23 protein-coding genes are annotated in these 22,861 nt (G+C 66.9%); 20 read left to right on the top strand and 3 right to left on the bottom strand.

The window, feature by feature from the left end; genetic code table 11:
* Positions 1-8 precede the first annotated feature (8 nt).
* From WS46_RS09840 to WS46_RS09820, 5 genes are all read left to right on the top strand, one after another.
* Entirely contained in the window at positions 9-1,106 is a 1,098-nt protein-coding gene (locus WS46_RS09840; RefSeq protein ID WP_059690372.1) for a fatty acid desaturase, read from the top strand.
* Complete coding sequence (locus WS46_RS09835; RefSeq protein ID WP_059690371.1) at positions 1,106-2,029, top strand: alpha/beta hydrolase; 924 nt, start codon at positions 1,106-1,108, stop codon at positions 2,027-2,029. The genes WS46_RS09840 and WS46_RS09835 overlap by 1 nt, the downstream gene beginning before the upstream one ends.
* Complete coding sequence (locus tag WS46_RS09830) at positions 2,026-2,211, top strand: rubredoxin (RefSeq protein ID WP_059532220.1); 186 nt, start codon at positions 2,026-2,028, stop codon at positions 2,209-2,211. The genes WS46_RS09835 and WS46_RS09830 overlap by 4 nt, the downstream gene beginning before the upstream one ends.
* 161 nt (positions 2,212-2,372) lie before the next feature.
* A complete protein-coding gene (locus tag WS46_RS09825) occupies positions 2,373-3,557 on the top strand; it encodes a thiolase family protein (protein ID WP_059690370.1) in 1,185 nt (394 codons plus the stop codon).
* Positions 3,558-3,617: 60 nt separating this feature from the next.
* Complete coding sequence (locus tag WS46_RS09820) at positions 3,618-3,806, top strand: hypothetical protein (RefSeq protein ID WP_059690369.1); 189 nt, start codon at positions 3,618-3,620, stop codon at positions 3,804-3,806.
* Between the two features lie 163 nt (positions 3,807-3,969).
* On the opposite strand, the gene WS46_RS09815 is transcribed toward WS46_RS09820, so the two are convergent.
* From WS46_RS09815 to WS46_RS09805, 3 genes are read right to left on the bottom strand one after another with little or no spacing between them, the layout of a single operon-like run.
* Complete coding sequence (locus WS46_RS09815) at positions 3,970-4,419, bottom strand: GtrA family protein (RefSeq protein ID WP_257129949.1); 450 nt, start codon at positions 4,417-4,419, stop codon at positions 3,970-3,972.
* Entirely contained in the window at positions 4,419-6,143 is a 1,725-nt protein-coding gene (locus tag WS46_RS09810; protein ID WP_257129946.1) for an NAD(P)/FAD-dependent oxidoreductase, read from the bottom strand. Before WS46_RS09810 ends, WS46_RS09815 begins: the two co-directional genes overlap by 1 nt.
* A complete protein-coding gene (locus WS46_RS09805; protein WP_257129945.1) occupies positions 6,031-7,998 on the bottom strand; it encodes a hypothetical protein in 1,968 nt (655 codons plus the stop codon). Before WS46_RS09805 ends, WS46_RS09810 begins: the two co-directional genes overlap by 113 nt.
* A gap of 57 nt (positions 7,999-8,055) precedes the next feature.
* On the opposite strand from WS46_RS09805, the gene WS46_RS09800 reads away from it, so the two are divergent.
* The 15 genes from WS46_RS09800 (at position 8,056) to WS46_RS09730 (ending at position 22,811) form a co-directional block, all read left to right on the top strand.
* On the top strand, positions 8,056-8,508 hold the full coding sequence (locus WS46_RS09800; protein WP_156443110.1) for a hypothetical protein: 453 nt from the start codon (positions 8,056-8,058) through the stop codon (positions 8,506-8,508).
* A gap of 726 nt (positions 8,509-9,234) precedes the next feature.
* Positions 9,235-10,434 (top strand): PLP-dependent aminotransferase family protein, encoded by a 1,200-nt coding sequence (locus WS46_RS09795; protein ID WP_059690366.1) that lies wholly within the window; start codon positions 9,235-9,237, stop codon positions 10,432-10,434.
* Between the two features lie 13 nt (positions 10,435-10,447).
* Positions 10,448-10,636: a hypothetical protein gene (locus tag WS46_RS09790; protein ID WP_059532195.1), complete on the top strand. Its 189-nt coding sequence runs from the start codon at positions 10,448-10,450 to the stop codon at positions 10,634-10,636.
* A gap of 86 nt (positions 10,637-10,722) precedes the next feature.
* A complete protein-coding gene (locus WS46_RS09785; protein WP_059690365.1) occupies positions 10,723-11,325 on the top strand; it encodes a pyridoxamine 5'-phosphate oxidase family protein in 603 nt (200 codons plus the stop codon).
* A gap of 172 nt (positions 11,326-11,497) precedes the next feature.
* Entirely contained in the window at positions 11,498-12,775 is a 1,278-nt protein-coding gene (locus WS46_RS09780) for an epoxide hydrolase family protein (RefSeq protein ID WP_059690364.1), read from the top strand.
* 289 nt (positions 12,776-13,064) lie between these two features.
* Positions 13,065-14,108: an alpha/beta fold hydrolase gene (locus tag WS46_RS09775; protein ID WP_059690363.1), complete on the top strand. Its 1,044-nt coding sequence runs from the start codon at positions 13,065-13,067 to the stop codon at positions 14,106-14,108.
* Complete coding sequence (locus WS46_RS09770) at positions 14,108-14,644, top strand: cytochrome P460 family protein (RefSeq protein ID WP_059690362.1); 537 nt, start codon at positions 14,108-14,110, stop codon at positions 14,642-14,644. The genes WS46_RS09775 and WS46_RS09770 overlap by 1 nt, the downstream gene beginning before the upstream one ends.
* Before the next feature lie 285 nt (positions 14,645-14,929).
* Positions 14,930-15,289 (top strand): DUF4148 domain-containing protein, encoded by a 360-nt coding sequence (locus WS46_RS09765; protein ID WP_059690361.1) that lies wholly within the window; start codon positions 14,930-14,932, stop codon positions 15,287-15,289.
* A gap of 82 nt (positions 15,290-15,371) precedes the next feature.
* On the top strand, positions 15,372-16,163 hold the full coding sequence (locus tag WS46_RS09760; protein ID WP_059690411.1) for an alpha/beta fold hydrolase: 792 nt from the start codon (positions 15,372-15,374) through the stop codon (positions 16,161-16,163).
* Between the two features lie 72 nt (positions 16,164-16,235).
* Entirely contained in the window at positions 16,236-17,639 is a 1,404-nt protein-coding gene (locus WS46_RS09755; RefSeq protein WP_059690360.1) for an amidase family protein, read from the top strand.
* Positions 17,640-18,079: 440 nt separating this feature from the next.
* Positions 18,080-18,550 (top strand): rhodanese-like domain-containing protein, encoded by a 471-nt coding sequence (locus tag WS46_RS09750; protein WP_059449206.1) that lies wholly within the window; start codon positions 18,080-18,082, stop codon positions 18,548-18,550.
* 28 nt (positions 18,551-18,578) lie between these two features.
* Positions 18,579-19,538 (top strand): serine O-acetyltransferase EpsC, encoded by a 960-nt coding sequence (gene epsC / locus WS46_RS09745; protein WP_059449205.1) that lies wholly within the window; start codon positions 18,579-18,581, stop codon positions 19,536-19,538.
* Positions 19,535-19,756, top strand: a complete 222-nt coding sequence (locus WS46_RS09740) for a helix-turn-helix domain-containing protein (RefSeq protein WP_006749621.1) — start codon at positions 19,535-19,537, stop codon at positions 19,754-19,756. Before epsC ends, WS46_RS09740 begins: the two co-directional genes overlap by 4 nt.
* 135 nt (positions 19,757-19,891) lie before the next feature.
* A complete protein-coding gene (locus WS46_RS09735) occupies positions 19,892-20,824 on the top strand; it encodes a family 2A encapsulin nanocompartment shell protein (RefSeq protein WP_034205507.1) in 933 nt (310 codons plus the stop codon).
* Entirely contained in the window at positions 20,799-22,811 is a 2,013-nt protein-coding gene (locus WS46_RS09730) for a family 2A encapsulin nanocompartment cargo protein cysteine desulfurase (protein WP_059532172.1), read from the top strand. Before WS46_RS09735 ends, WS46_RS09730 begins: the two co-directional genes overlap by 26 nt.
* Positions 22,812-22,861: the final 50 nt, after the last annotated feature.

The following is a 22,861-nucleotide window of genomic DNA, read 5'->3' as shown; positions in this document are numbered from 1 at the left end:
AGATCGACATGACAAGCAAATACACCTTCCCGAGCGCGCCGCCCGCGCGTTTCGACGAATTCCTGCAGAAGTCGAAGGCGCTCGAGGGCGTGCGGCTCACCGACGCGATTCCAAAGTCGTTGTACGAGCCGCGTGCGTGGCGCGGCGTTCTCGGTTTCGTGGTGAGCTATGCCGCGTACATCGGTGCGCTGGTCGGCATCGCGTACGCACCGCATTGGCTGTTCTACGTTCCGCTGTGGCTGCTCGCAGGTCTGGGCGGCTGGGGGCTGCACTGCATCGCGCACGATTGCGGGCACAACTCGTTCTCCCGCTCTCGATGGTTCAATCTGGCGATCGGTCATTTGTCGCTTCTGCCGTTGCTGTATCCGTTCCACGCGTGGCGCCATACGCACAACCTGCATCACGCGAACACCAACAACCTCGAACTCGACACGGACTGGCGGCCCATTCCCGCGCCGCTATACGATCGCATGTCGTTCCTCAAGCGTCTCGAGTACGCCGGTACGCGCAAGTGGCTGTTCTGGGCGGGCACGGTCAGCTACTGGAAGGAGTCGGGATTCCGTCCGGGCTTCTATCCGAAGCGCGAGATGCGGCGCGACGTGAAACGCTCGATTGCGTTCGTGCTGATCGCATCGGCGCTTTACTTCCCGGCGCTGATCTACTTCACGGGCATCACGGGCCTGTTCCTGTACTTCGTCGTGCCGTGGCTCATGATTCACGCGTGGTTCAGCGCCACGACGCTGATGCACCACACGTCGGACGACATCCCGTTCCTGCCGTCGCAGCACTGGACGCCGAACGCCAGTCGCCTGCTCGTGACGACCGACTACCGGTATCCGAAGTGGCTGCATTTCATGACGCACAACATTTCGGTGCATACGGCGCACCACGTCGCGCCGATCGTACCGTTCTACAACTTGCCGAAGGCCCAGGCGGCGCTCAAGGAGGCGTTCCCCGGCATGATCCGCGAAAAGGATTTCACGTTCGGCGATCTTTGGTACGTCATTCGTCATTGCCATTTCTACGACACCGAGTCGGGCTACTACCGGAGCCTGTCCCGGGAAGCCGTGCCCGTCGGCGCGCGCACGGCGGCGGAGGGCCGGTGATGGTGTCCGTGAACCATACGGAAGTCTCGCCGATCGCCCGGCGCAAGGCGAATGCGCCATCGTTGCGCGTGCGGCTCCGCCGTCGCGCGTTCGGGATGCTGAATGCCGTCGCGCCGCGCATCGCCGGAAGCCGGGCGGCCGACGCGTTCGGCTTCACGCGCGGCTACGGGCTCCCTGTCAGCGATCGGGTGCCGCTCGGCGCCACCGAGACGCCGATCGAGGGCAATGCGGATATCGACCGGGCCTATTGCTGGGAGGGCGGGGCGTCGCGCGTGCTGCTCGTGCACGGCTGGGGCACCGACAGCAGCAGCATGCTGAGCTTCGTGAAGCCGATGCAGAACCTGGGCTTTTCGGTGGCGTCATTCGACGCGCCTGCTCACGGTCGTTCGCCGGGCAAGCATACGACGATGACGCAGTTCACCCGCGCGACCGGCGCGGTGCTCGACGCGATCGAAGGCGCGCACGTGGTGATCGCGCATTCGCTCGGTTCGATCGCGGCGGTTTCCGCACTGGCGGAACGCTCGCGCCGCGCATCGTTGCGCTGCATCGTGCTGATCGCCCCGACGTGCGGGTTGACCGAGGTGCTGGAGCGCTGGGCGAGCCGCGACATGGCGTTCCAGCGCCCGGTGGTCGAGCGCATTTTTGCGGAGCTGCATCGACGCAACGGCGTACCGGTCAGCCACTGGGACATTCTCGCGCGCGGCGCGGCGCTCGACGTTCCGGTGCTGGTCGTGCACGATCCGGCCGATTCGGTGGTGCCGTACTGCGAGGCGCAGCGGGTAGTGGCCGGCCTGCAGGATGCGACGCTGTGGCCGGCCCCGGGCGCGGGGCATGGGCGAATCCTGTCGGACGCGAGGGTTCGCGAGCAGGTGCGCGAGTTTGTGATGCGACAGACGTCGAATTTTGGAGAATTGGCGAGATGAGCACGACTGCGGTGGAGATGCGCACGTTGATGTGTCTGGTGTGCGGCTGGATCTATTCGGAAGAACGGGGGGCGCCGGACGACGGCATCGCGCCGGGAACGCGCTGGGAAGACATTCCGGCCAAATGGAAATGTCCGGAGTGCGGCGTCGGCAAGGAAGATTTCGAAATGGTGTCGATCTGACGTGATGGAGCGGCGCGCGCCGCCTTTCCTCGTGTTCGGCGGCACAATCGCAGTAGTTACGCGTGCCGGGCAGGCGAAGCGGCATCCTTTCCCGGCAGGCGATTCGTGCGGCGGCGGTGCCATCCGTTCCGCCGGAACCCACCTTTGAATGGAGTGTGGAAATGGTTGCACGACAGGTAGTGATCTGCAGTCCCGTCAGAACGCCCATCGGCGCATTCGGCGGCACGTTGAAGGACGTTGCTGCGACGGCGCTCGGCGCAGTCGCGGTCCGCGAGGCGGTACGTCGCAGCAACGTCGATCCGGCGGAATTGGCGGCGGTCGTGATGGGCAACGTCATTCAGGCAGGAAACAGGATGAACCCCGCGCGTCAAGCGGCCATCGGGGGCGGCGTACCGGTGGCCGTGCCTGCGCTTACGGTCAATCGCGTGTGTGGCTCGGGCGCCCAGGCCATCGTGAATGCGGCGCAGGAAATCTGGCTTGGATTCGGCTCGGTCGCGGTGGCGGGCGGCATGGAAAACATGGACCGCGCCCCGTATCTGCTGGAAAGCGGGCGATGGGGCCATCGGATGGGGAATGCCGGGATCGTCGACAGCATGCTCGGGGACGGCCTCGTCGACGCGTTTTCCAACCAGCATTCCGGATGGCACACGGAGGACCTCGTTGCAGCAATGGGGATCACGCGCGCGCAGCAGGACCGGTGGGCGGAGCGTTCGCAGCAGCGCTTCGCGCAGGCGCAAGGACGCGGGGCGTTCGACCCGGAACTTGTCGCGGTCGAAATCGAGGGGCGGAAGCAGACTGTCAAATTCGAGCGCGACGAGCAGCCGCGGCCTGACACGACGGTCGATTCGCTCTCCAGACTGAAGCCCGCGTTTCGCTCCGACGGCACCATCACTGCGGGCAATGCGCCCGGATTGAACAGCGGTGCGGCGGCAATGATCGTGGCGGATCGGCAGTATGCCGACGCGCGTGGAATCGAGCCGCTCGCAACGCTCGTTTCCTATGGGGTGGGGGCGGTGGAGCCGGGCATGTTCGGACTCGGGCCGGTACCGGCCGTCAAGATGGCGCTCGCCCGCGCCGGGTGGTCGTTGAAGGACGTCGAGCGTTTCGAGATCAATGAGGCGTTTGCCGCCGTGCCGATCGCAGTCATGCGGGAACTCGGCATCGACGAGGAGCTGGTGAATGTCGAAGGCGGCGCGATTGCGCACGGTCATGCAATCGGCGCAACCGGTGCCGTTTTGACGACCCGCCTTGCGCACTCGATGCGCCGCGATGGCGTGAAACGCGGGATGGTGACGTTGTGCATCGGCGGCGGCCAGGGTATCGCCCTCGCCCTGGAATCCGTCTAACGGCGTTCTGATGCCGGGGCGGCGGCAACCGCCCCGGCTCGCGTCAATCAAGGAGAAGATATGAACCAGCGTTCAGCACTGGAAGATACGAACCCTCGTGCGGCGACCGGATATACGGCGGCCGAGACTGCGCTTTGGCGCAAGTGGCTGTCCCATTTCGGCGCCGAGCGCGTGCAAGACCTGGACCTCGGCGTGCTGGAGGCGATCGCGGGTTATGTTGGGAAGGGCGTATCGCCTCCGAGTGAATAGAGCGCGATTCGGAGCCGCCGAGGAAGCGGCTCGCCTTTCCGGCAACACGTCGGCGCTCGGCCAAGCGGTGACGCCATCGTTCAGGCACACGAGCGCGATCGACCTGACGCCAGCCGGACAATCGGTCCGCCCCGGAACTGGCTTCGGTACCACCCCCTCGCATTCAACGAACCGTCGCCTCGACACAAGCGTCCCCGCCAGCTTCCCGGCGCGCGGTCGCCGGAATCGCGGCCGGCGCGCGCGCCCCCGGCACCCTGAATACGGCGACCCTGCGGACCAGGTACAGCGTGACGAAGCTGACCATCACCGCGAGCCATTTCGCGGCAATATTGCCGACCAGTCCCGCCGCCAGATGCACGATGCCCGCGGTCAGCAGCGAGCCGAACCCGCAACTCGCCGCGAACAGCAGCGCTTCGCGGACCTGCCGGCGGCCGATCGTGGTCGAGCGGAACACGAAGCGGCGCGAAAGCACGTAATTCACGCCACCCCCGACCAGGTACGCGACCGACGCCGATATCCCGGCATCGATCTGCATGGCCGAGGCCAGCGTGAGGAACAGTGCCCAGTCGACGACGAGCGACACGGCGCTCACGACGAAGTAGCCGGAAAACATCATGTCCGCCCCCACTGAACGGTGCGGGTGGGGACCGCGCGCAACCTCGATGCGCCGGCTTGCGGTTCGGTGCCGCTCTCGTGATACTCCGCGTCCTCGTTGACGGCCCAGACGTCGCGAAGCTTGTGCCCGGCGACGATGTTCTCGACGGTCAGCATGGCGGTCATCATTGCATGGTCCTGATTGTTGTACTTGTGCATCCCGTTGCGACCGACGAGATGCAGGTTCGGATAGTGCTCGGCCAGATCCGAACGGATCTCGTCGACGATGTCGCGGTAATCGTCGTCGTACACGGGGTACGCCTTCGGTTGACGAACGACGCGCGAACCGCGAATCTGGTCGCGCGTCGCCAGGCCGATTTTCTCGAGTTCACCGATCGCGAGTTCGGTCATGTCGGCATCGCTGCTTTCCCACATCGAATCGCCGTCGAAGCAGAAGTATTCGAGCCCCAGGCAGCCACCCGTCGCCGCGTCGGGCACCATCTCGGGCGACCACGATGCGAAATTCTGGATTCGCCCGACCTTGACGGACGGGTCATGGATGTAGATCCAGTTGTCCGTGAAGGTGGCGGGCCGGTCGAGTATCAGCGCGACCGTGATGAAGTCCCGATACTGCAGTCTCGACGCGGCAGCCGCGGATGACGGACGGGGCGAAATCGCGCGAAGCGTTTCGCGCAGCGGCGCGGTACACACCACATCGCGAGCGCTGATGCGATTCGTCTGTCCGTCCTGGCCGACGGTTTCGACGAGCCAGCGCCGCGTGAGGCCGTCGTACTGCATTGCGCCGGCCGCCTGTCCCATCATCAGCTGTCCGCCCTGATCCTGGAACTTGCGGGCGGCGGCTTCCCACAACATGCCGGGGCCGCGGCGCGGGTAATGGAAGGATTCGATCAGCGTCTTGACGCTGGACTTGCCCGAGCGGATGCCGAGCGAGCGCTTTACCGCGCTCACGATGGCGGTGGACAGGCTCAGGCCCTTGATGCGCTGCGCGGCCCAGTCGGCCGATATCTCGTCGCACGACATGCCCCAGACCTTTTCGGTGTACGTCTTGAAGAAGATGGAAAACAGTCGTTCTCCGAATTGATTGGCGACCCATTGATGAAAGGACTTCGGGTTTGGACAGGGCTTGACGCGGGCTGCGAGGTACGAAAGCACGCAGCGCGTGCTTTCGATGATGCCGAGATTCAGCAAGGCCTCGATGCCGTCGAGCGGGTATCGATAGAATTTGTTCCGGTAGAAGATGCGCGAGCTGCGCGGTCGCTCGATGAAGTCGTCCGGGAGCAGTTCGTGCCACAGCGCGACAACGTCCGCCGACTTGGAGAAGAAGCGGTGTCCTCCGATGTCGAAGCAGTGGCCGTCGAACTGTTCGGTGCGACTGATACCGCCGACATACCGAGGATCTTTCTCGATGACCGCGACCGACAGGTCGGTCTGCCTGGTCAGCAGATAGGCGGCGGTGAGGCCGCCGGGTCCGGCGCCGATGATGAGTACGTCAACCGATTGATCCATGTTGTCACCCCGAGTTTCAAGTCGCTGGTCCATTGACTGTCGTATCGGCCGCTCCAGCCGGGCGGCAAACTGCCATGTCGAATCGATGATCCGGATGTCCCGTTCAGACGTCGCGCACTTGCGCGTGGCGAGGCGGGGAAGCGCCGCCTCGGGCGGTCGGTCGTGCGGGTATCGCGTTCGTCTGGTCGAGCGGTTGAATGCGCACGGACGATGCATCCTGAGTTGCGGCAGTCGTCCTGATGCTGCGGCAGTCGTACAGCCAGACCGTGTTTTCGGGTTCGGGCGACCACGCGTAGCCTGTTGCCAACTCCGGGTAGTGCCGATGCGACACGATGAAATCCAGCACGGGGTCTGCACAGATGTGCCGGATGCCCGCTCGGTCGAGCGGTACGTATTCGTACCTGGACACGAACACGGTCGACTTTCTGTCGGTGTCGTGCCCGTCGCGCGGTCGTGCGGCGCGTGGGTCCTGCTTGATCAGTTCGACCCGTCGCACCGCCTCGAAGGTAGTCCGGCGATGGAAGATCAGACCCGCGGCCTGCGTCGACGAGTAGTAGCTCGACGTCTTCATCATCAGCCACGGATAGACGACTTCGTCCGCCGGTCCGTCCCAATAGACGATGGCGCCGCGCGCGACCGTACCTTCGAACGGCGTGAAGTCGGCGCGATCGGCGCCGGCTTCCAGGATCCTGGCTGCTTCCGACCGCTGGTCGATATTGACGAGTCCGTATGCGGCGAATGCGGCCAATATCACCGGCAAGCCGATGGTCGCGATTCGTTTGCGCGACAGATTGAGCACGGCGAGCACCGCGGCCAGCGTGATGACCAGGTGTGTGTGAATCAGCGTTTCGAGCCACGGAATGTCGAACGTCACGCTGCCGGTCGGATACGCGACGCGACCGACCTGATACGCGCACTGGTATATGACCCAGATCGTCGCGGCAGCGAGGGTCGTCCCGATCCACATCCGGCGAAGCGCAGGGGTGAGGTCGGCAAGCCGCGCGCCGGGAGCGGCGGGCGCCCGTTGACGGGCTGCCGCGTGGAGCGTCGCGGCAACCGCCAGTGCGATGAAACCTCCGCCGACGTCGAGCAGGAGCCAGCAGATCGCGAGCAGCCAGATCAGGGTCGGCCGTGTGTGGCGTTCGCGTCGCACGAGCAAAATGGCCGCGGGCCATTGCATCAACGTCAGCAGCCACAGCGTGCGCCACGGCTGCATCTGTATCCAGATCGCGTCCTGTCCGGCCAGGTCCGCGATCGTGGTGAGCGCGATGCCGGCAATGCCGATCAGCGTGAGATTCGACCACAGCGCACGGTGATCCTGCGCCTGATTCGCACAGAGTGCCGCGGGAAGTGCGATCGCCCAGCACACCTTGTTCCATTCAGTGAGCGACCACAACGTCGGGAACAGGAATGGCACGTTGTATCGCGCGATCGACCGCCATTCCGGATCGAACGGATAGAGGTGGAACACCTTGAGCGGCGGCATCTCGACGACGGCGAAAATCATGAGCGCGAGCGGCAATAGCCGCCAGCACTTCACGCGCGGCGTCCGGCCGAGGACGACGAAGACGAACGACGCGCCGCCGATCAGCGGGTGAACGGCGGTTGCGACGATCGTCAGCACGATGGCAATGCGATGACGGCCTTCGAGCATCGACGCAATCGCCCACAGGCCGAGTGCTTCGGCGGGAAGCCGGGCGGTGAGAAATCCTTCGTCATACGAAAAGACCAGGCCGGCGCCGTAATCGGACGGCATGCAGGCGACCAGGAACATCGCAAGCCAGTGCCACGGGGCGGGCAGCAGTTTCTTCGCCAGGCGCCACATGCCGCTCCACCAGAGCGCCTGAATCGCGATCAGGCACGCGAGATTGCTGGCGCGGAGCCCGAATGCCGAGATCAGCTTCGCGAAGATCCGACCGTAAATCGTCCAGTGATCCTGAGAACCGAATTCAAAGAACAGATCGTGCGAGAAATGCTCGGGATGCGCGTTATACAGCGCCTGCGCGGTGTACAGGATCGCGTCGTGCCGAATGCCTGTATAAGGATGCGTTATCAGGAACAGAACGGCCAACGAAAGCGCAAGTGCGATGACCGAACAAGGGCTTTTCTCAGTCCGATTCATGATCGAGTGGAAGACTTTTATCGACGACATTTCGTGAGCCGGCGCTTCGTATGCGACGAAACGGACCATGAGGTCCCGGCTTCGCGGGCGGCGGTGCGGTGCACCCTGACGGCCCGAGAGCCTTCAGGCGAGACGCAGGGGGCCGCTCAGGGCGCGCGTTTCGCCATGCCGCCCATCGTCGGCGGTACGCAGACGCGCATGCCGGTGAAGAGAGAGGCGGTATGGGGCGGTCGTGCGAGTGCAGGCGTCCGCTGGTTCCGAGCGGGCGCGAATGCTTGCGGGAATGCCCGGCTTGCGCAGCGGATCGGCCGCGGTGCGATCGTTGCCGCGTCGCTGTTCATCCCCGGCGACGCCGCGATCGAGATCGTGGTGCTTGTTTTCATTGTGTCCCCCGATGCGTCCTGCACCGAAAAAAGCGTCTTACCGGTGTGCCGGACGCGGACTTTTCGAAATATTTGATTGAGCGCCGGGACGGCTGTCCGGCGCCTTCGGCGTGAACGCACGGAGCGTGCCACGCCCGCCGGCGCGTGCGTTCGGACCGATGAGGCGACATCGATGCAGGCCGGGATACCGGTCGACGCGGGAAATGTGTCGGGTTTGAAACGGTCGGGAACCGTCGGATCGGGTCGATCGTCCATCGCGGCGCGACTGACCACCGGCCGCGAAGACCGGATGATCGGTTTCAGCCGTGAAGCAGCGGCAGGCGAGTGGATGGCGGGACCGTTGCTGCGCAAGGGGCGCATGCGTGCCGGACAGCTCGCCGCGCGGCGCCGGCGACGCCCATGGCGGGAATCGGCGGTCTAGTCGAACCGTGTGCGCATCGGGTGCGACCCGGGCATCCGGAACGCACATCAGGTTGCAGATCTGAAACGTCGTGGCAACTCGCCGGGCGCCATCAGGACTGCGGTCGGCGTCACGTGCCCGACGCGTCCTTCGGAACGGATCGAGAACAGTCCAGGTATCCCCCGCGCATTCGATGCGGCCGCATGCATCGCCCGGGACAGCCGGCATCTGCCTCTCCCAATTGATGACCAAACCGCAAGACCTAGTGCATAGATATCGTTTGCCGCGGCGTTAATGACTATCGACAATCGTGGCTCGAATTCCCGCCGTTGCGCCAGAAGCGCCTTGGCGGGCGGCCCTGTCGGCTATCCCGGCCGTCGCCGCCACCCAGCTCACGACGACATGTACGCGTTCACGCCCTCATTCCAGAATCCCGCCGGTTCGCCGATCCGCGAGCTGTTCAAGTACCTCTCCGAACCGGGGATGATTTCGTTCGCCGGCGGCTACCCGGCCAGCGACCTGTTCGACGTCGACGGCCTGAACACGGCTGCCGAACGCGCGTACGCGCAGCCGGTCCGCTGCCTGCAATACGGCCCGACCGACGGCCTGGCCGAACTGAAGCAGCAACTGATCGCGTTGATGGCGCGCCGCAACGTGACGTGCACGCCGGCCGAACTGCTCGTCACGACCGGCTCGCAACAGGGCCTCGATCTGCTGCTGCGCGTGATGGTCGCCCCGGGCGACGTCGTGCTGACCGAACAACCGGCGTATCCGGCGACGCTGTCGGCGATGCGTCTGCAACAGGCGCGCATCGTGACGATTCCCGTCGACGGCGATGGCCTCGACGTCGACCGCCTCGCCTCGCAACTCGCATCCGGCGCGATCGTGCAGCCGAAGCTGCTCTATACGGTGCCGACCTTCGCGAATCCGACCGGTGCGACGCTTGCGCGCGAACGCCGCCTGAAGCTGCTGCGTCTCGCGGTGCAATACCGTTTCCTGATCGTCGAGGACGATCCCTACGGCGATCTGCGTTTCGCGGGCGAACCGGTGCCGTCGATGCTCGCGCTCGCGAACGAAGTCGAAGGCGCACGCGACTGGATCGTGCACTTCGCGAGCCTGTCGAAAATCGTTGCGCCGGGGCTGCGCGTGGGATGGACGATCGCGCCGGCCGAAATCGCGCGGCGCTGCGTGATCGCGAAGCAGACGGTCGACCTGTGCAGCGCGCCGTGGACGCAAGCCACCGCCGCCGAGTATCTCGCCGACGGCGCGCTCGAGCGTCATCTGCCGCGCATCACGGCGGCGTACAAGCGCAAGTGCGATGCGATGTGCGACGCGCTGCGCGACGGCTTCGGCGATGCGATCGCGTTCCATCGTCCCGAAGGCGGGATGTTCGTGTGGGCGCGGATCGGCGCGGTGTCGTCGGACGTGCTGCTGCAACAGGCGATCGCGAACAAGGTCGTCTTCGTGCCGGGCAAGGCGTTCTTCGCGGACAACGTCGACGCCGCTTCGCTGCGGCTGTCGTTCGCCGCGCCCGACGTCGACGCGATCCGGGAAGGTGTGGCGCGCCTCGTGCGCGCGTATGGTGCGGCGCTGGCCGCATGAGGAGGAGAGACACATGAGCATCGTCGTCAACGACACCGCATGGATGGACGAAGCGCCGCGCATGGCCGCTATCCGTCCCGTCGAACACAAGTCGTCGCAGATCAGCGCGGGGCCGCAATACGTCGCCGACGTGCTCGGCCGCTTCGGCGCGGATTCGACCGACACGCGCGACGCCGCACCGGTCGTCCTCGGCTACAACTGAACCGCACGGCGGGGGCCCGCAACGGGATCCCGCCGCCGAAACGGTTAAGCTGGCGCGATCGAACCACGCAGGATCGCCGGGGCATCATGTCCGACATCGCATCGCTCACGCAAACGTACGACCGCCTCTGGTCGTGCCTGGAATCCGGCGTCGGCGCACAGCGCTCGCCGTTCACCATGGTGCAGGCCGCGACGCTCGGCCTCGACGGCGCGCCCAAGGTGCGCACGATCGTGCTGCGGCAGGCGAGCCGCGCCGATCGTCGGCTGTCGTTCCACACCGATGCGCGCTCGGAGAAGGTCGTGGAGCTGCGCCGCGATCCGCGAATCGCGATCGTCGCGAGCGATCTCGATTCGCTCGTGCAGATTCGCGCGGAAGGCGTTGCGACGATTTGCGAAGACGAAGCGCAACGTCGCGCGGTCTGGCAATCGAACCGTCCGCATACGCTGCTGCTGTATCGCGCACCGCTGCGCCCCGGCACGCCGATCGAATCGCCGAAAGACGCGCATGTCACCGCAAGCCCGGATACGGACACGGGCAAGGCGACCACCGACGACGGTTACCGGAACTTCTGCCTGCTCCACGTCGCGGTGACGCGCATCGACTGGCTCGACCTCGCCCGCGACGGCCATCGTCGCGCGGTGTTCGACGTGAACGACGACGGCTGCGAAGGGCGCTGGATCGCACCCTGACGGCGTCGGTCGCGTCCCCGCTACAAACGCGTACAAACCAGACACATCCGGGATACGTCAGACCTTTCAAATGGGCAACGCCGCGCAACCGGCGCACGCCCGGATGAAAGCGAAGGCGCGCTCCGCCGCGCGGCATGTTCACTTTCCATTTCACGAAAGGAGATGCCGAACGATGTCTTCCACACAGTTTTCCCCGATGCGTCGCCACCTGCTGGCCACTTCCGTGGCCGCCGGCGTATCCGCGATGCTGCCCACCGCGCTGCATGCGGCAACCGGTGGCGACGGCATACGTCCGTTCACCGCCCATATCCCCGATGAAGCACTGGCCGATCTGCGCCGCCGCATTGCCGCGACGCGCTGGCCGGGCCGCGAGACCGTCGCCGACGAATCGCAGGGCGTGCGGCTCGCGCGCATGCAGGCGCTGCTGCGCTACTGGGGCACCGACTACGACTGGCGCAAGGGCGAGGCGCGCCTGAACGGTTTCCCGATGTTCATTACCGAAATCGACGGGCTCGACATTCACTTCATCCACGTGCGCTCGCGGCACGCGAACGCGATGCCGATGATCATGACGCACGGCTGGCCGGGTTCGATCTTCGAGCTGCTGAAGGCGATCGGCCCGCTGACGGATCCGACCGCACACGGTGCGAGTGCCGACGATGCGTTCCACGTCGTCGTGCCGTCGCTGCCGGGTTTCGGTTTTTCGGGCCGTCCGACGAAGACGGGCTGGGGCTCCGACCACATCGCGCGCGCATGGGGCGAGCTGATGGCGCGCCTCGGCTATACGCGCTTCGTGTCGCAGGGCGGCGACTGCGGCTCGGTGATCTCGCACCGGATGGCGATGCAGCGCGTGCAGGGCCTGGCCGGGATTCACGTGAACATGCCGGCGACGGTGCCGCCGGACATCGCGACGCTGCTCCAGACCGACGCGCCGGCACCGGCGTCGCTGTCGCCGAAGGAGAAGGCCGCGTACGAGAAGCTCGCGACGTTCTATCGCGACAACTGCGGCTACTCGGCGATGATGGTCACGCGTCCGCAGACGGTCGGCTATGCGCTCGCCGATTCGCCGTCGGGTCAGGCCGCGTGGATGTACGACAAGATCTCGCAGTGGACCTACAGCGGCGGCGTGCCCGAACGCTCGATCCCGCGCGACGAGATTCTCGACGACATTTCGTTGTACTGGCTGACCGACACGGCGACGTCCGCCGCGCAGATCTACTGGGAGGATCACTCGAACAACTTCAACGCGGTGAACATCTCGCTGCCGGCGGCGATCACGGTGTTCCCCGGCGAGATCTACCAGGCGCCGCGCAGCTGGGCCGAGCGCAGCTATCACAACCTGATCTACTTCAACGAAGTCGACAAGGGCGGGCATTTCGCGGCATGGGAGGAGCCGGAACTGTTCGCTCGCGAAGTGCGTGCCGGGTTCCGGCCGTTGCGTCGCGCGTAAGCGGGGTTTGACGGGAAAACGCGGGCCGGTCGCGATGCCGGCCCGCGTGATGCGTTGCGCACGGCCGACCGCGAACGCCCGTTTACGCCGCCAATTTTGAATCGCTGTATGTCGTGCCCGAACCTGGATACGTTGGGATACAAAGCATCCGGATGGTTCGGATATAAAACCGGTGAAGCGATTCACACGGGCGACGCGATGCCAGGCGCCGCCGCCGTGAACGGCGATTCCAGAGCGCCCGCACGTGCCGCGGGCCACTTCGTTAGCGATCGACAATGGAGAACGCGTCATGCCTGATACCGTGAACACCCGCCGCCGCCTGATTCTGGGCACGACACTCGCAAGCCTGAGCCTCGCCGACCTCGGGTTCGGTTCGCTGGCACGCGCGCAGTCGGCGCCCGATGCGTCGACGCCGAAGCGCACGGCCGGCGCGGCCTCGCTCGGCAAGATCCACCAGATCGACGCCGGTGTGCTGAACGTCGGGTATGCGGATCTCGGACCGAAGAACGGCCCCGTCGTGTTCCTGCTGCACGGCTGGCCGTACGACATCTACAGCTACGCGGAAGTCGCGCCGCTGCTCACGGCGGCCGGCTATCGCGTGATCGTGCCGTACCTGCGCGGCTACGGGTCGACGACGTTCCGCTCGGCCGATACCGTGCGGAACGGCCAGCAGGCGGTGACGGCCGTCGACATCGTCGCGCTGATGGATGCGCTGAAGATCGATCGCGCGGTGTTCGGCGGCTACGACTGGGGCGCGCGCACGGCCGACATCATCGCGGCACTGTGGCCGCAGCGCGTGAAGGCGCTGGTGTCGGTGAGCGGCTACCTGATCGGCAGCCAGGAGGCGAACCGCAAGCCGCTGCCGCCGCAGGCGGAATTCCAGTGGTGGTATCAGTTCTACTTCACGACCGAGCGCGGCGCGCTCGGCTACGCGGCGAATCGCGACGCGTTCAACAAGCTGATCTGGCGGCTCGCGTCGCCGAAGTGGCAGTTCTCCGACGAGACCTACGCGCGCAGCGCCGCATCGTTCCAGAACCCCGACCACGTGGCCGTCGTGATCCACAACTATCGCTGGCGCCTCGGGCTCGCGCAGGGCGAAGCCCAATACGACGACATCGAGCGGCGGCTCGCCGCCGGCCCGGCCATCACCGTGCCGACGATCACGATGGAGGGCGACGCGAACGGCGCGCCGCATCCGGAGCCTGCCGCGTATGCGAAGAAGTTCACGGGCAAGTATCAGCACCGGACCATCACGGGCGGCATCGGCCACAACCTGCCGCAGGAAGCGCCGCAGGCATTCGCCGATGCGATCCTGCAAGTGGAGCACCTGTGATGCGGGCCGGCACGATCGTGTTGCGCCGCGGCGCGCGCCGTGCGCTCGTCGCGGGCGCGCTGCTGGCGGGCGCGTGGTCGGCGAGCGGTCCGGCCGCGTTCGCGGAGCAGCCGAAGCCGGCGGCGTCGCCGATCTACGGCGTGACGATCCCGCCCGGCTACCGGAAGTGGGAAATGGTCGCGCCGGCCGAGGAAGCGGCGCCGCTCGACGAACTGCGCGTGGTCCTCGGCAATCCCGTCGCGATCCGCGCGCTCGAACAGTCGACGCTGCCGTTTCCGGACGGCACGATCCTCGTGAAGCTCGCGTACAAACGCAAGCAGTCCGACGAATTCGCGCCGGCGACGGTGCCCGGCCAGGCGACGACCGTGCAGGTGATGGTCAAGGATTCGCGCCGTTATGCGTCGACGGGCGGCTGGGGTTTCGGGCGCTTCATCAACGGCGTGCCGGCCGATATCGGTCAGCACCAGACCTGCTTCGCGTGTCATCAGGCGCGCGTGAAGAATCACGATTTCGTGTTCACGCGGCTTGCGCCCTGATGTGACCTGACCGGACCGGTTTGACGGAAAGGCGTGCCGCGCGAGGCACGCCTTTTTTCATGTTGGGATGCGGGCGCAGGCGCGCGGTGTGCGGGTTACCGGATTTGTATCGCACTGTATCGGGAGCCGCTGCGGAAACATCGGATTGCAGAACGCCCCTGTTTCGGAAACATGCCGGATACGTGAGCGGGTTCTACTGTCGACATGCAGCAAACGTTCGGTGCGAGACGGTCGCAACGGACGCCGAGTGATCGATACCCCCAACTTCCGCCAAGGAGAAATCTCATGAAAGCCGCTCGAATCCTCGCAGTCGCCGTGCTCGCTTCGATCCCCGCATTGTCGTTCGCCGATACCGGCCACGGCCTCACGCGTGCCGACGTGCGCGCCGACCTCATCCGGCTCGAGAAGGCCGGCTACAACCCGGCCGGCAGTGACGCGCGTTACCCGGACGATATCGCCGCCGCGCAGAACGCCGTCGCCGCGGCGCAGCAGGTCGCGCGCTCCGACCAGAACGGCCCGTCGAAGTCGCAGGACGACAACGTGGCTGCCGCGTCCGCGCCTGCCGCCGCGCGCTACGCCGCGGCCGACCATCGCGCCGCGCGCAATGCGCGGAAGGACGCCGACGACCTGTACGCACATTCGTGATGCATTGCCGCGCCTGCCGCACGCGGGCGCGGCCGCATCGGCAACACTTCAGATGAACGACACGACGGAAAGGAGCATGAAGATGATCGGTTTGACGAAACGGGTTCTGGTGTCCGCGGCGGTGCTCGGCGGGCTGTTCGGTGCGGTCGCGGCGCAGGCCGCGCCGAAGGAAGACCTGAAAGGCACGAACGTCGTGCTGGTGCACGGCGCATTCGCCGACGGGTCGAGCTGGAACCGCGTGATTCCGCTGCTCGAAGCGCGCGGCCTGCACGTGGTGTCGGTGCAGAACCCGCTGAGCTCGCTCGCCGACGACGCGGCCGCGACGAAGCGCGCGATCGACGAACAGAAGGGCCCAGTCGTGCTGGTCGGCCATTCGTGGGCCGGTGTCGTGATCAGCGACGCCGGCAACGACGACAAGGTGAAGTCGCCCGTCTACGTCGCCGCATTCGCGCCGGACAACGGCCAGTCGATCGCCGACGTCACGCAGGGGTTGCCGGCGCCGTCGTGGGCCGGCGAGCTGCGCAAGGACGGCGGCGGCTTCGCGAGGCTGTCGGACAAGGCGATCGCGCAGGATTTCGCGCCGGATCTGCCGCCCGCGCAGCAACGCGTCGTCGCGGCGACGCAAGGGCCGTGGTACGGTGGCTGCATTTCGGAGAAGGTCGCGCAGGCCGCGTGGCATGCGAAGCCGTCGTCGTTCGTCGTCGCGACGCAGGACCGGATGATCGATCCGAAGCTGCAGGAGGCGATGGCGAAGCGGATCGGCGCGACGGTCACGCGCGTGAACGGCAGCCACGTCGCGATGCTGAGCCAGCCGAAGGCCGTGGCCGACGCGATCATCGCGGCCGCGGAACGTGCGAAGCAGGATGCGCAGTGAGTGAATGCGGCGCCGCGTGGCGGATGACGTGGCGCCGTCGGAGATTGTGATGTCCTTTCACGAGGAGAAGTCATGACGCAGCAACTCTGGCAACTGTCGGCGACTGAAATTGCGAAGCGTGTGCGGCAGCGTGAAGTGTCCGCGCGGGAAGTGGCGGATGCCACACTGGCGCGCCTCGAAGCGGTGAACCCGGCGATCAATGCGGTGGTCGAGCATCGTCCCGACGAGGTGCGGCGGCAGGCCGACGACGTCGATCGCGCGATCGCCCGCGGCGACGATCCGGGCCCGCTCGCCGGCGTGCCCGTGACGGTGAAGATCAACGTCGACGTCGCGACGTTCGCGACGACCAACGGCACGCGGTTGCAGGAAAACCTGATCGCGAGCGCCGACAGCCCGTCGGTCTCGAACCTGAGAAAGGCCGGCGCCGTGCTGCTCGGCCGCACCAATTCGCCGACGTTCGCGCTGCGCTGGTTCACGTCGAACCTCGTGCACGGCCATACGTACAATCCGCGCAACCGTTCGCTGACGCCGGGTGGTTCGAGCGGCGGCGCGGCGGCTGCCGTGGCCGCCGGGATCGGCCCGATCGCGCTCGGCACCGACATCGGCGGCTCGGTGCGCTATCCGGCCTATGCGTGCGGCGTGCATGGCATCCGGCCGTCGCTCGGGCGCGTGCCGGCATTCAATGCGTCAGGGCCGGAGCGGGCGATCGGCGCGCAACTGATGTCGACGACGGGGCCGATCGCGCGCACGATCGACGATCTCGCGCTGGCGCTGCATGCATTCGCCGCGCCGGACCCGCGCGACCCGTGGTACGTGCCGGTGCCGATCGACGGTCGCGCGGTGCCGAAGCGCGCGGCGCTATGCGTGCGTCCGCGCGGTCTGGAGGTCGTGCCCGAGGTCGAGGCCGCGCTGCGCGATGCCGCGCGACGGCTCGTCGACGCGGGCTGGACCGTCGACGAAATCGACGATACGCCGCCGATGCGCGAGGCCGCGCTGTTGCAGGAGCAGCTCTGGCTCGGCGACGGATTCGATGCGCTGGCGAACGCGGTGGCGAGCGACGGCGATCCGGGCGCGGCCGCGGTGATCGCCGCCGTGCGCGGCAAGGTGCGCGATCTGCCGGCCGACGTGATCGGCCGCGCGCTCGTGCGGCGTACGACGCTGACGCGGCAATGGCGGCTCTTTCTCGACGAATATGCGGTGTTGTTGTTGCCGGTGTCGTCCGAGCTGCCGTTTCCCGACGATCTCGATCGGCAAGGGCCGGAAGGGTTCGAGCGCGTCTGGGAAGCGCAGCTCACGCTGCGGGCGCTGCCGGCGATGGGGCTGCCGGGGCTCGCGGTGACGACCGGGATCGTCAACGACGTGCCGGTGGGCGTGCAAGTGGTCGCCACGCATCATCGCGAGGATCTGTGCTTGCTCGCGGGGCGCGACATCGAGGCGCGCGGCGTGCCGATCGTGCCGGTCGATCCGGTACGTTGATGCGGCGACGGGTGGCGTGCATCGACGATGCGCCACGCCCGTCGGCTGTCGTGCCGCGATCCATCGTTCCATCGAAGCGCGCCATTCGACCCGGCGCGCGATTCCATTTCGGATTCCGTCACAACGACAACGGGCGGCGCGCGTCGCGTGCTGCATCGTTCCCGACCTCGCGGTCGCCGATCCTTTCAAGAACCTTCGATGCACGACATCGAACGGCCATCGCTTCACATCCTCCGCACGAAGCCGCACGAACCCTCGCCGATAGCGCGCGTCTGCTATTGCATTTCACGCGCCGCTGATTAGGAAATGAATTTTTATTGGTTCTGCTTCCCCGACCGCGCTCGCATAGTGGGGCTGACGGCTATAGACAGCAGGCAAGCTGCACCGGCCGCATTCCCGGCGTTTTTGATCATACGAATCTGCGAGAACAAGGAAGCGTGATGACGTTTGCATTGGAAGAACGAACCGCCGCCCAGCAGGCGCTCGAAGACGCCCGCGCGGCGGCCGCATCGGCGGGCACGCCGTACGCCGGTGGCGTGGCGCCGGAAGCCGCGTGGGCGCTGTTTTCCGCCGGCGACGCGTTGCTGGTCGACGTGCGCACCGCGGAAGAACGGAAATTCGTCGGCCACGTGCCGGAGTCGCTGCACGTGCCGTGGGCGACCGGCACGAGCCTGACGCGCAACCCGCGCTTCGTGCGCGAACTCGAAGCGAAGACCGGCAAGGATGCGGTGGTGCTGTTGCTCTGCCGCAGCGGCAACCGGTCCGCGCAGGCGGCCGAAGCGGCGGCCAAGGGCGGCTTCACGCAGGTATTCAACGTGCTCGAGGGGTTCGAGGGCGACCTCGACGAACAGCAGCATCGCGGCGGCCGCAACGGCTGGCGCCATCGCGGCCTGCCGTGGGCGCAGGACTGAGTCACGGCCGATACGGGGAGAAGTCAGCATGGCCGCATTCGATATCGACGGCATCGTCCAGTCGCTCCAGACCGTGCGCCGCGCGTGGCGCGAGAAACAGCGGCGCTCGCTCGAACCGGGCGGGCGCGACCTGCCGGCGCGCGAGGCGCTTGCGCAGATCATCGGCGCGCTGAAGGGCGTGCTGTTCCCGATGCGGCTCGGGCCGCCCGACCTGCGGCAGGAGAGCGAAAACCTCCATGTGGCCCACGCGCTCGACGCGGCGCTGAATGCGCTGCTCGCGCAGGTGACGCTCGAGCTGCGCTACGCGGCGCGGCAACGCAACGCCGACGCGCAGATCGACGAGGCGGCCGCCACCGCCGTTCAGGCCTTCGCGGCACGGCTGCCCGACATCCGCCGGCTGCTCGACAGCGACGTGCTGGCCGCATTTCATGGCGATCCGGCGGCGGGCAGTGTCGACGAAGTGCTGCTGTGCTACCCCGGCATCCTCGCGATGATCCACCACCGGCTCGCGCACGAGCTGTACCGGCTCGGGCTGCCGCTGCTCGCGCGCATCATCGCCGAGCAGGCGCATGCGGAAACCGGCATCGACATTCATCCGGGCGCCCGGATCGGCGCCGGCTTCTTCATCGACCACGGCACGGGCGTCGTGATCGGCGAGACCGCGATCATCGGCGAGCGCGTGCGCGTGTATCAGGCCGTCACGCTCGGCGCGAAGCGCTTCCCGCGCGATGCGGCCGGCCATCTGGAGAAAGGGCTCGCGCGCCATCCGATCGTCGAGGACGACGTCGTGATCTATGCGGGCGCAACGATCCTCGGCCGCGTGACGATCGGCCGCGGCGCGGTGATCGGCGGCAACGTGTGGCTCACGCAGGACGTGCCGGCGGGCGCGAACATCACGCAGGCCGTGCTGCGCAGCGAGGCGAATGCCGCGCCGCACGCGCGAATCGAGCCGGCCGAGCCGGTATCCGACGCGCAGGTGACGACATGAGCGACCTGATCCAGCACTTCGGGGCCAACGTGCGCAAGCTGCGCGAAGCGCGTACGTGGTCGCAGGAGCAGCTCGCCGAACACGCGGGGCTGAACCGTTCGTACGTCGGCGAGATCGAGCGCGGCGAGGCCATTGCGTCGATCGTCACCGCCGACAAGATCGCGCGCGCGTTCGACGTGTCGATCTCGACGCTGCTGCCCGGCGTGTACGTCACCTGACGCATCCCGCTTTCCTTCCCGTTCGGTTGTGCCGTGTGACGGCTATAGCATGTTGAGCCGGCAGGTGCGTGCTTCCGATAATCACCAAGCGTCATAAGCAATCCCGTTTTTCATCTTAAGAACCCGGAGCCACACATGTCGACCGTTGCAAGCGGCACGGCCGCGCTGAGCGATCACGCCGCCCGCCAACTAGCGAACGCTACCAAGACCGTCCCGCAGCTTTCCACGATTACGCCGCGCTGGCTGACCCATCTGCTGCAGTGGGTGCCGGTCGAGGCCGGCATCTATCGCCTGAACCAGGTGAAGAACCCGGAAGCCGTGCGCGCCGCGTGCACGCAGCTCGAGGACGAAAGCGTGCTGCCGCAGACTTTCGTGCCGTACGAGGAACAGCCGCGCGAGTATTTCCTGAACGCGGTGAGCACGGTGCTCGACGTGCATACGCGGATCTCCGATCTCTACAGCAGTCCTCATGACCAGATCAAGGAACAGCTGCGCCTGACGATCGAGACGATCAAGGAGCTGCAGGAAAGCCAGCTGATCAACAACCCGGACTACGGGCTGCTCGCGAACGTGACCGACGAACAGCGGATTTTCCCGCTGACGGGCGCGCCGACGCCGGACGACCTCGACGAACTGCTGACCAAGGTGTGGAAGGAACCCGCGTTCTTCCTCACGCACCCGCTCGCGATCGCCGCGTTCGGCCGCGAATGCACGCGGCGAGGCGTGCCGCCGCCGACGGTCAGCCTGTTCGGCTCGCAGTTCCTCACGTGGCGCGGCATTCCGCTGATCCCGTCGGACAAGGTGCCCGTCGCGGACGGCAAGACCAAGATCCTGCTGCTGCGCGTCGGCGACAAGCGCCAGGGTGTCGTCGGCCTCTATCAGCCGGGCGTCGCAGGCGAGCAGGGGCCGGGCCTGTCGGTGCGCTTCATGGGGATCAACAACCAGGCGATCGCGTCGTACCTGATCTCGCTGTACTGCTCGCTCGCGGTCCATTCGCCGGATGCGCTGGCTGTCCTCGATGACGTCGAAATCGCCAAGTACCATGACTATCCCGACACCTACCGTTAATCCCGGCTCGGCCGGCAGCGACGCGCTCGCGTTGCCGCACGCGCCGCTGCCGGCCGGCCTGCCCGACCCGGCGGCGCTCGCGCGGCTCGCGTCCGAGTTCTTCGCGACGCCGCCCGGGCAGGCCACCGCGCCCGGGCTGTCGGCGGGCAGCGGGGCGGTCGGCGGTGTGCCGTCGGCGTTGCCGGCGGCTGCGCCGATCCTCGCGTCGGCGAGCAATCCCGCGCCGGGCGGCTCGCCGCTCGCGGGGCCGGGCGGCACGGGCACCGGCGTGCCGGGCTTCGCGCTGCCGCAAGGCAAGGCGCCCGGCGCGAACCTCGCGCCGTCCGCGCCGACGCACGTGCTGTCGCTCGGCAATCGCGTGCCCGCGCTCGCGCCGCATGCGGCCGCGCAGAACGGGTTGCCCGACAACGCGGTGTCGATCGCGCCCGCGTTCGAACCGCGCGTCGGCGGCGCGGCGCTCGGCGTGCCGCAGGCGAATGCGGCGGTATCGGAGGGCGCGGTGAAGGCTGCGCCGGCCGCGTCGCCGTATTACTTCACCGACGGCTCGCTGCAGGGCTGGCAGGCGACGCCGCAGGACATCGTCGTGCCGTCGAACGGCCTCGCCTCGCCGGAAGCGTTCGGGCTGCCGGGCGACGATGCGTTGCGCGACCTGCTCGCCGTGCAGCGCGACGTGCCGGTGTCGCGTGCATCGGGCGCGGACGTGCCGCGTTACTTCATCGACGATGCGCATGCCGCCGAGCCGCAGGGCAACCTGCATCGCGGCGCGCACCCGCCGTTCGACGTGAACGCGATCCGCCGCGATTTCCCGATCCTGCAGGAACGCGTGAACGGCAAGCAGCTGGTCTGGTTCGACAATGCCGCGACGACGCACAAGCCGCAGGCCGTGATCGATCGTCTTGCCTATTTCTATGCGCACGAAAACTCGAACATCCACCGCGCCGCGCATGCACTGGCCGGCCGCGCGACGGATGCGTACGAGCATGCGCGGGACACCGTGCGGCGCTTCATCGGCGCCGCTTCGCCGGACGAGATCGTGTTCGTGCGCGGCACCACCGAGGCGATCAACCTGATCGCGAAGACATGGGGCGTGCAGAACGTCGGCGAAGGCGACGAGATCGTCGTGTCGCATCTCGAGCATCACGCGAACATCGTGCCGTGGCAGCAGCTCGCGGCGCTCAAGGGCGCGAAGCTGCGCGTGATTCCGGTCGACGATTCGGGGCAGGTGCTGCTCGACGAATACCGGAAGCTGCTCAACGACCGCACGAAGATCGTGTCCGTCACGCAGGTGTCGAATGCGCTCGGCACGGTCGTGCCGGTGAAGGAGATCGTCGAGCTCGCGCATCGCGCGGGCGCGAAGGCGCTCGTCGACGGTGCGCAGTCGATCTCGCACATGCGCGTCGACGTGCAGGCGCTGGATGCGGATTTCTTCGTGTTCTCCGGGCACAAGATCTACGGTCCGACCGGCATCGGCGTCGTGTACGGCAAGCGCGCGATCCTCGACGACATGCCGCCGTGGCAGGGCGGCGGCAACATGATCGCGGACGTGACGTTCGAGCGCACGGTATTCCAGCCGCCGCCGAACCGGTTCGAAGCCGGCACCGGCAACATCGCGGACGCGGTGGGGCTGGGGGCCGCGCTCGACTACGTGAGCCGCGTGGGCATCGAGAACATCGCGCGCTACGAGCACGACCTGCTCGCGTATGCGACGAGCGTGCTCGCGCCGGTGCCGGGCGTGCGGCTCGTGGGCACCGCGCGCGACAAGGCGAGCGTGCTGTCGTTCGTGCTGAAGGGCTATGAGACCGAGGAGGTCGGGCAGGCGCTGAACGAAGAGGGCATTGCGGTGCGCTCCGGCCATCATTGCGCGCAGCCGATTCTGCGACGCTTCGGGCTCGAGGCGACGGTACGGCCGTCGCTCGCGTTCTACAACACGTGCGATGAAGTCGACGCGCTCGTGAGCGTCGTGAGAAGGCTGGCGGCGCGGCGCTGAGACACGCGGCATGCGAAAAGGCCGCTTGCGACTCCCGGCAACGGGGTGTC

Origin of the sequence: Burkholderia sp. RF4-BP95 (assembly GCF_001521985.1) — a bacterium.
GTDB classification, from domain to species: Bacteria; Pseudomonadota; Gammaproteobacteria; order Burkholderiales; family Burkholderiaceae; genus Burkholderia; species Burkholderia diffusa.
This window is presented reverse-complemented; position numbering and strand designations above follow the sequence as displayed.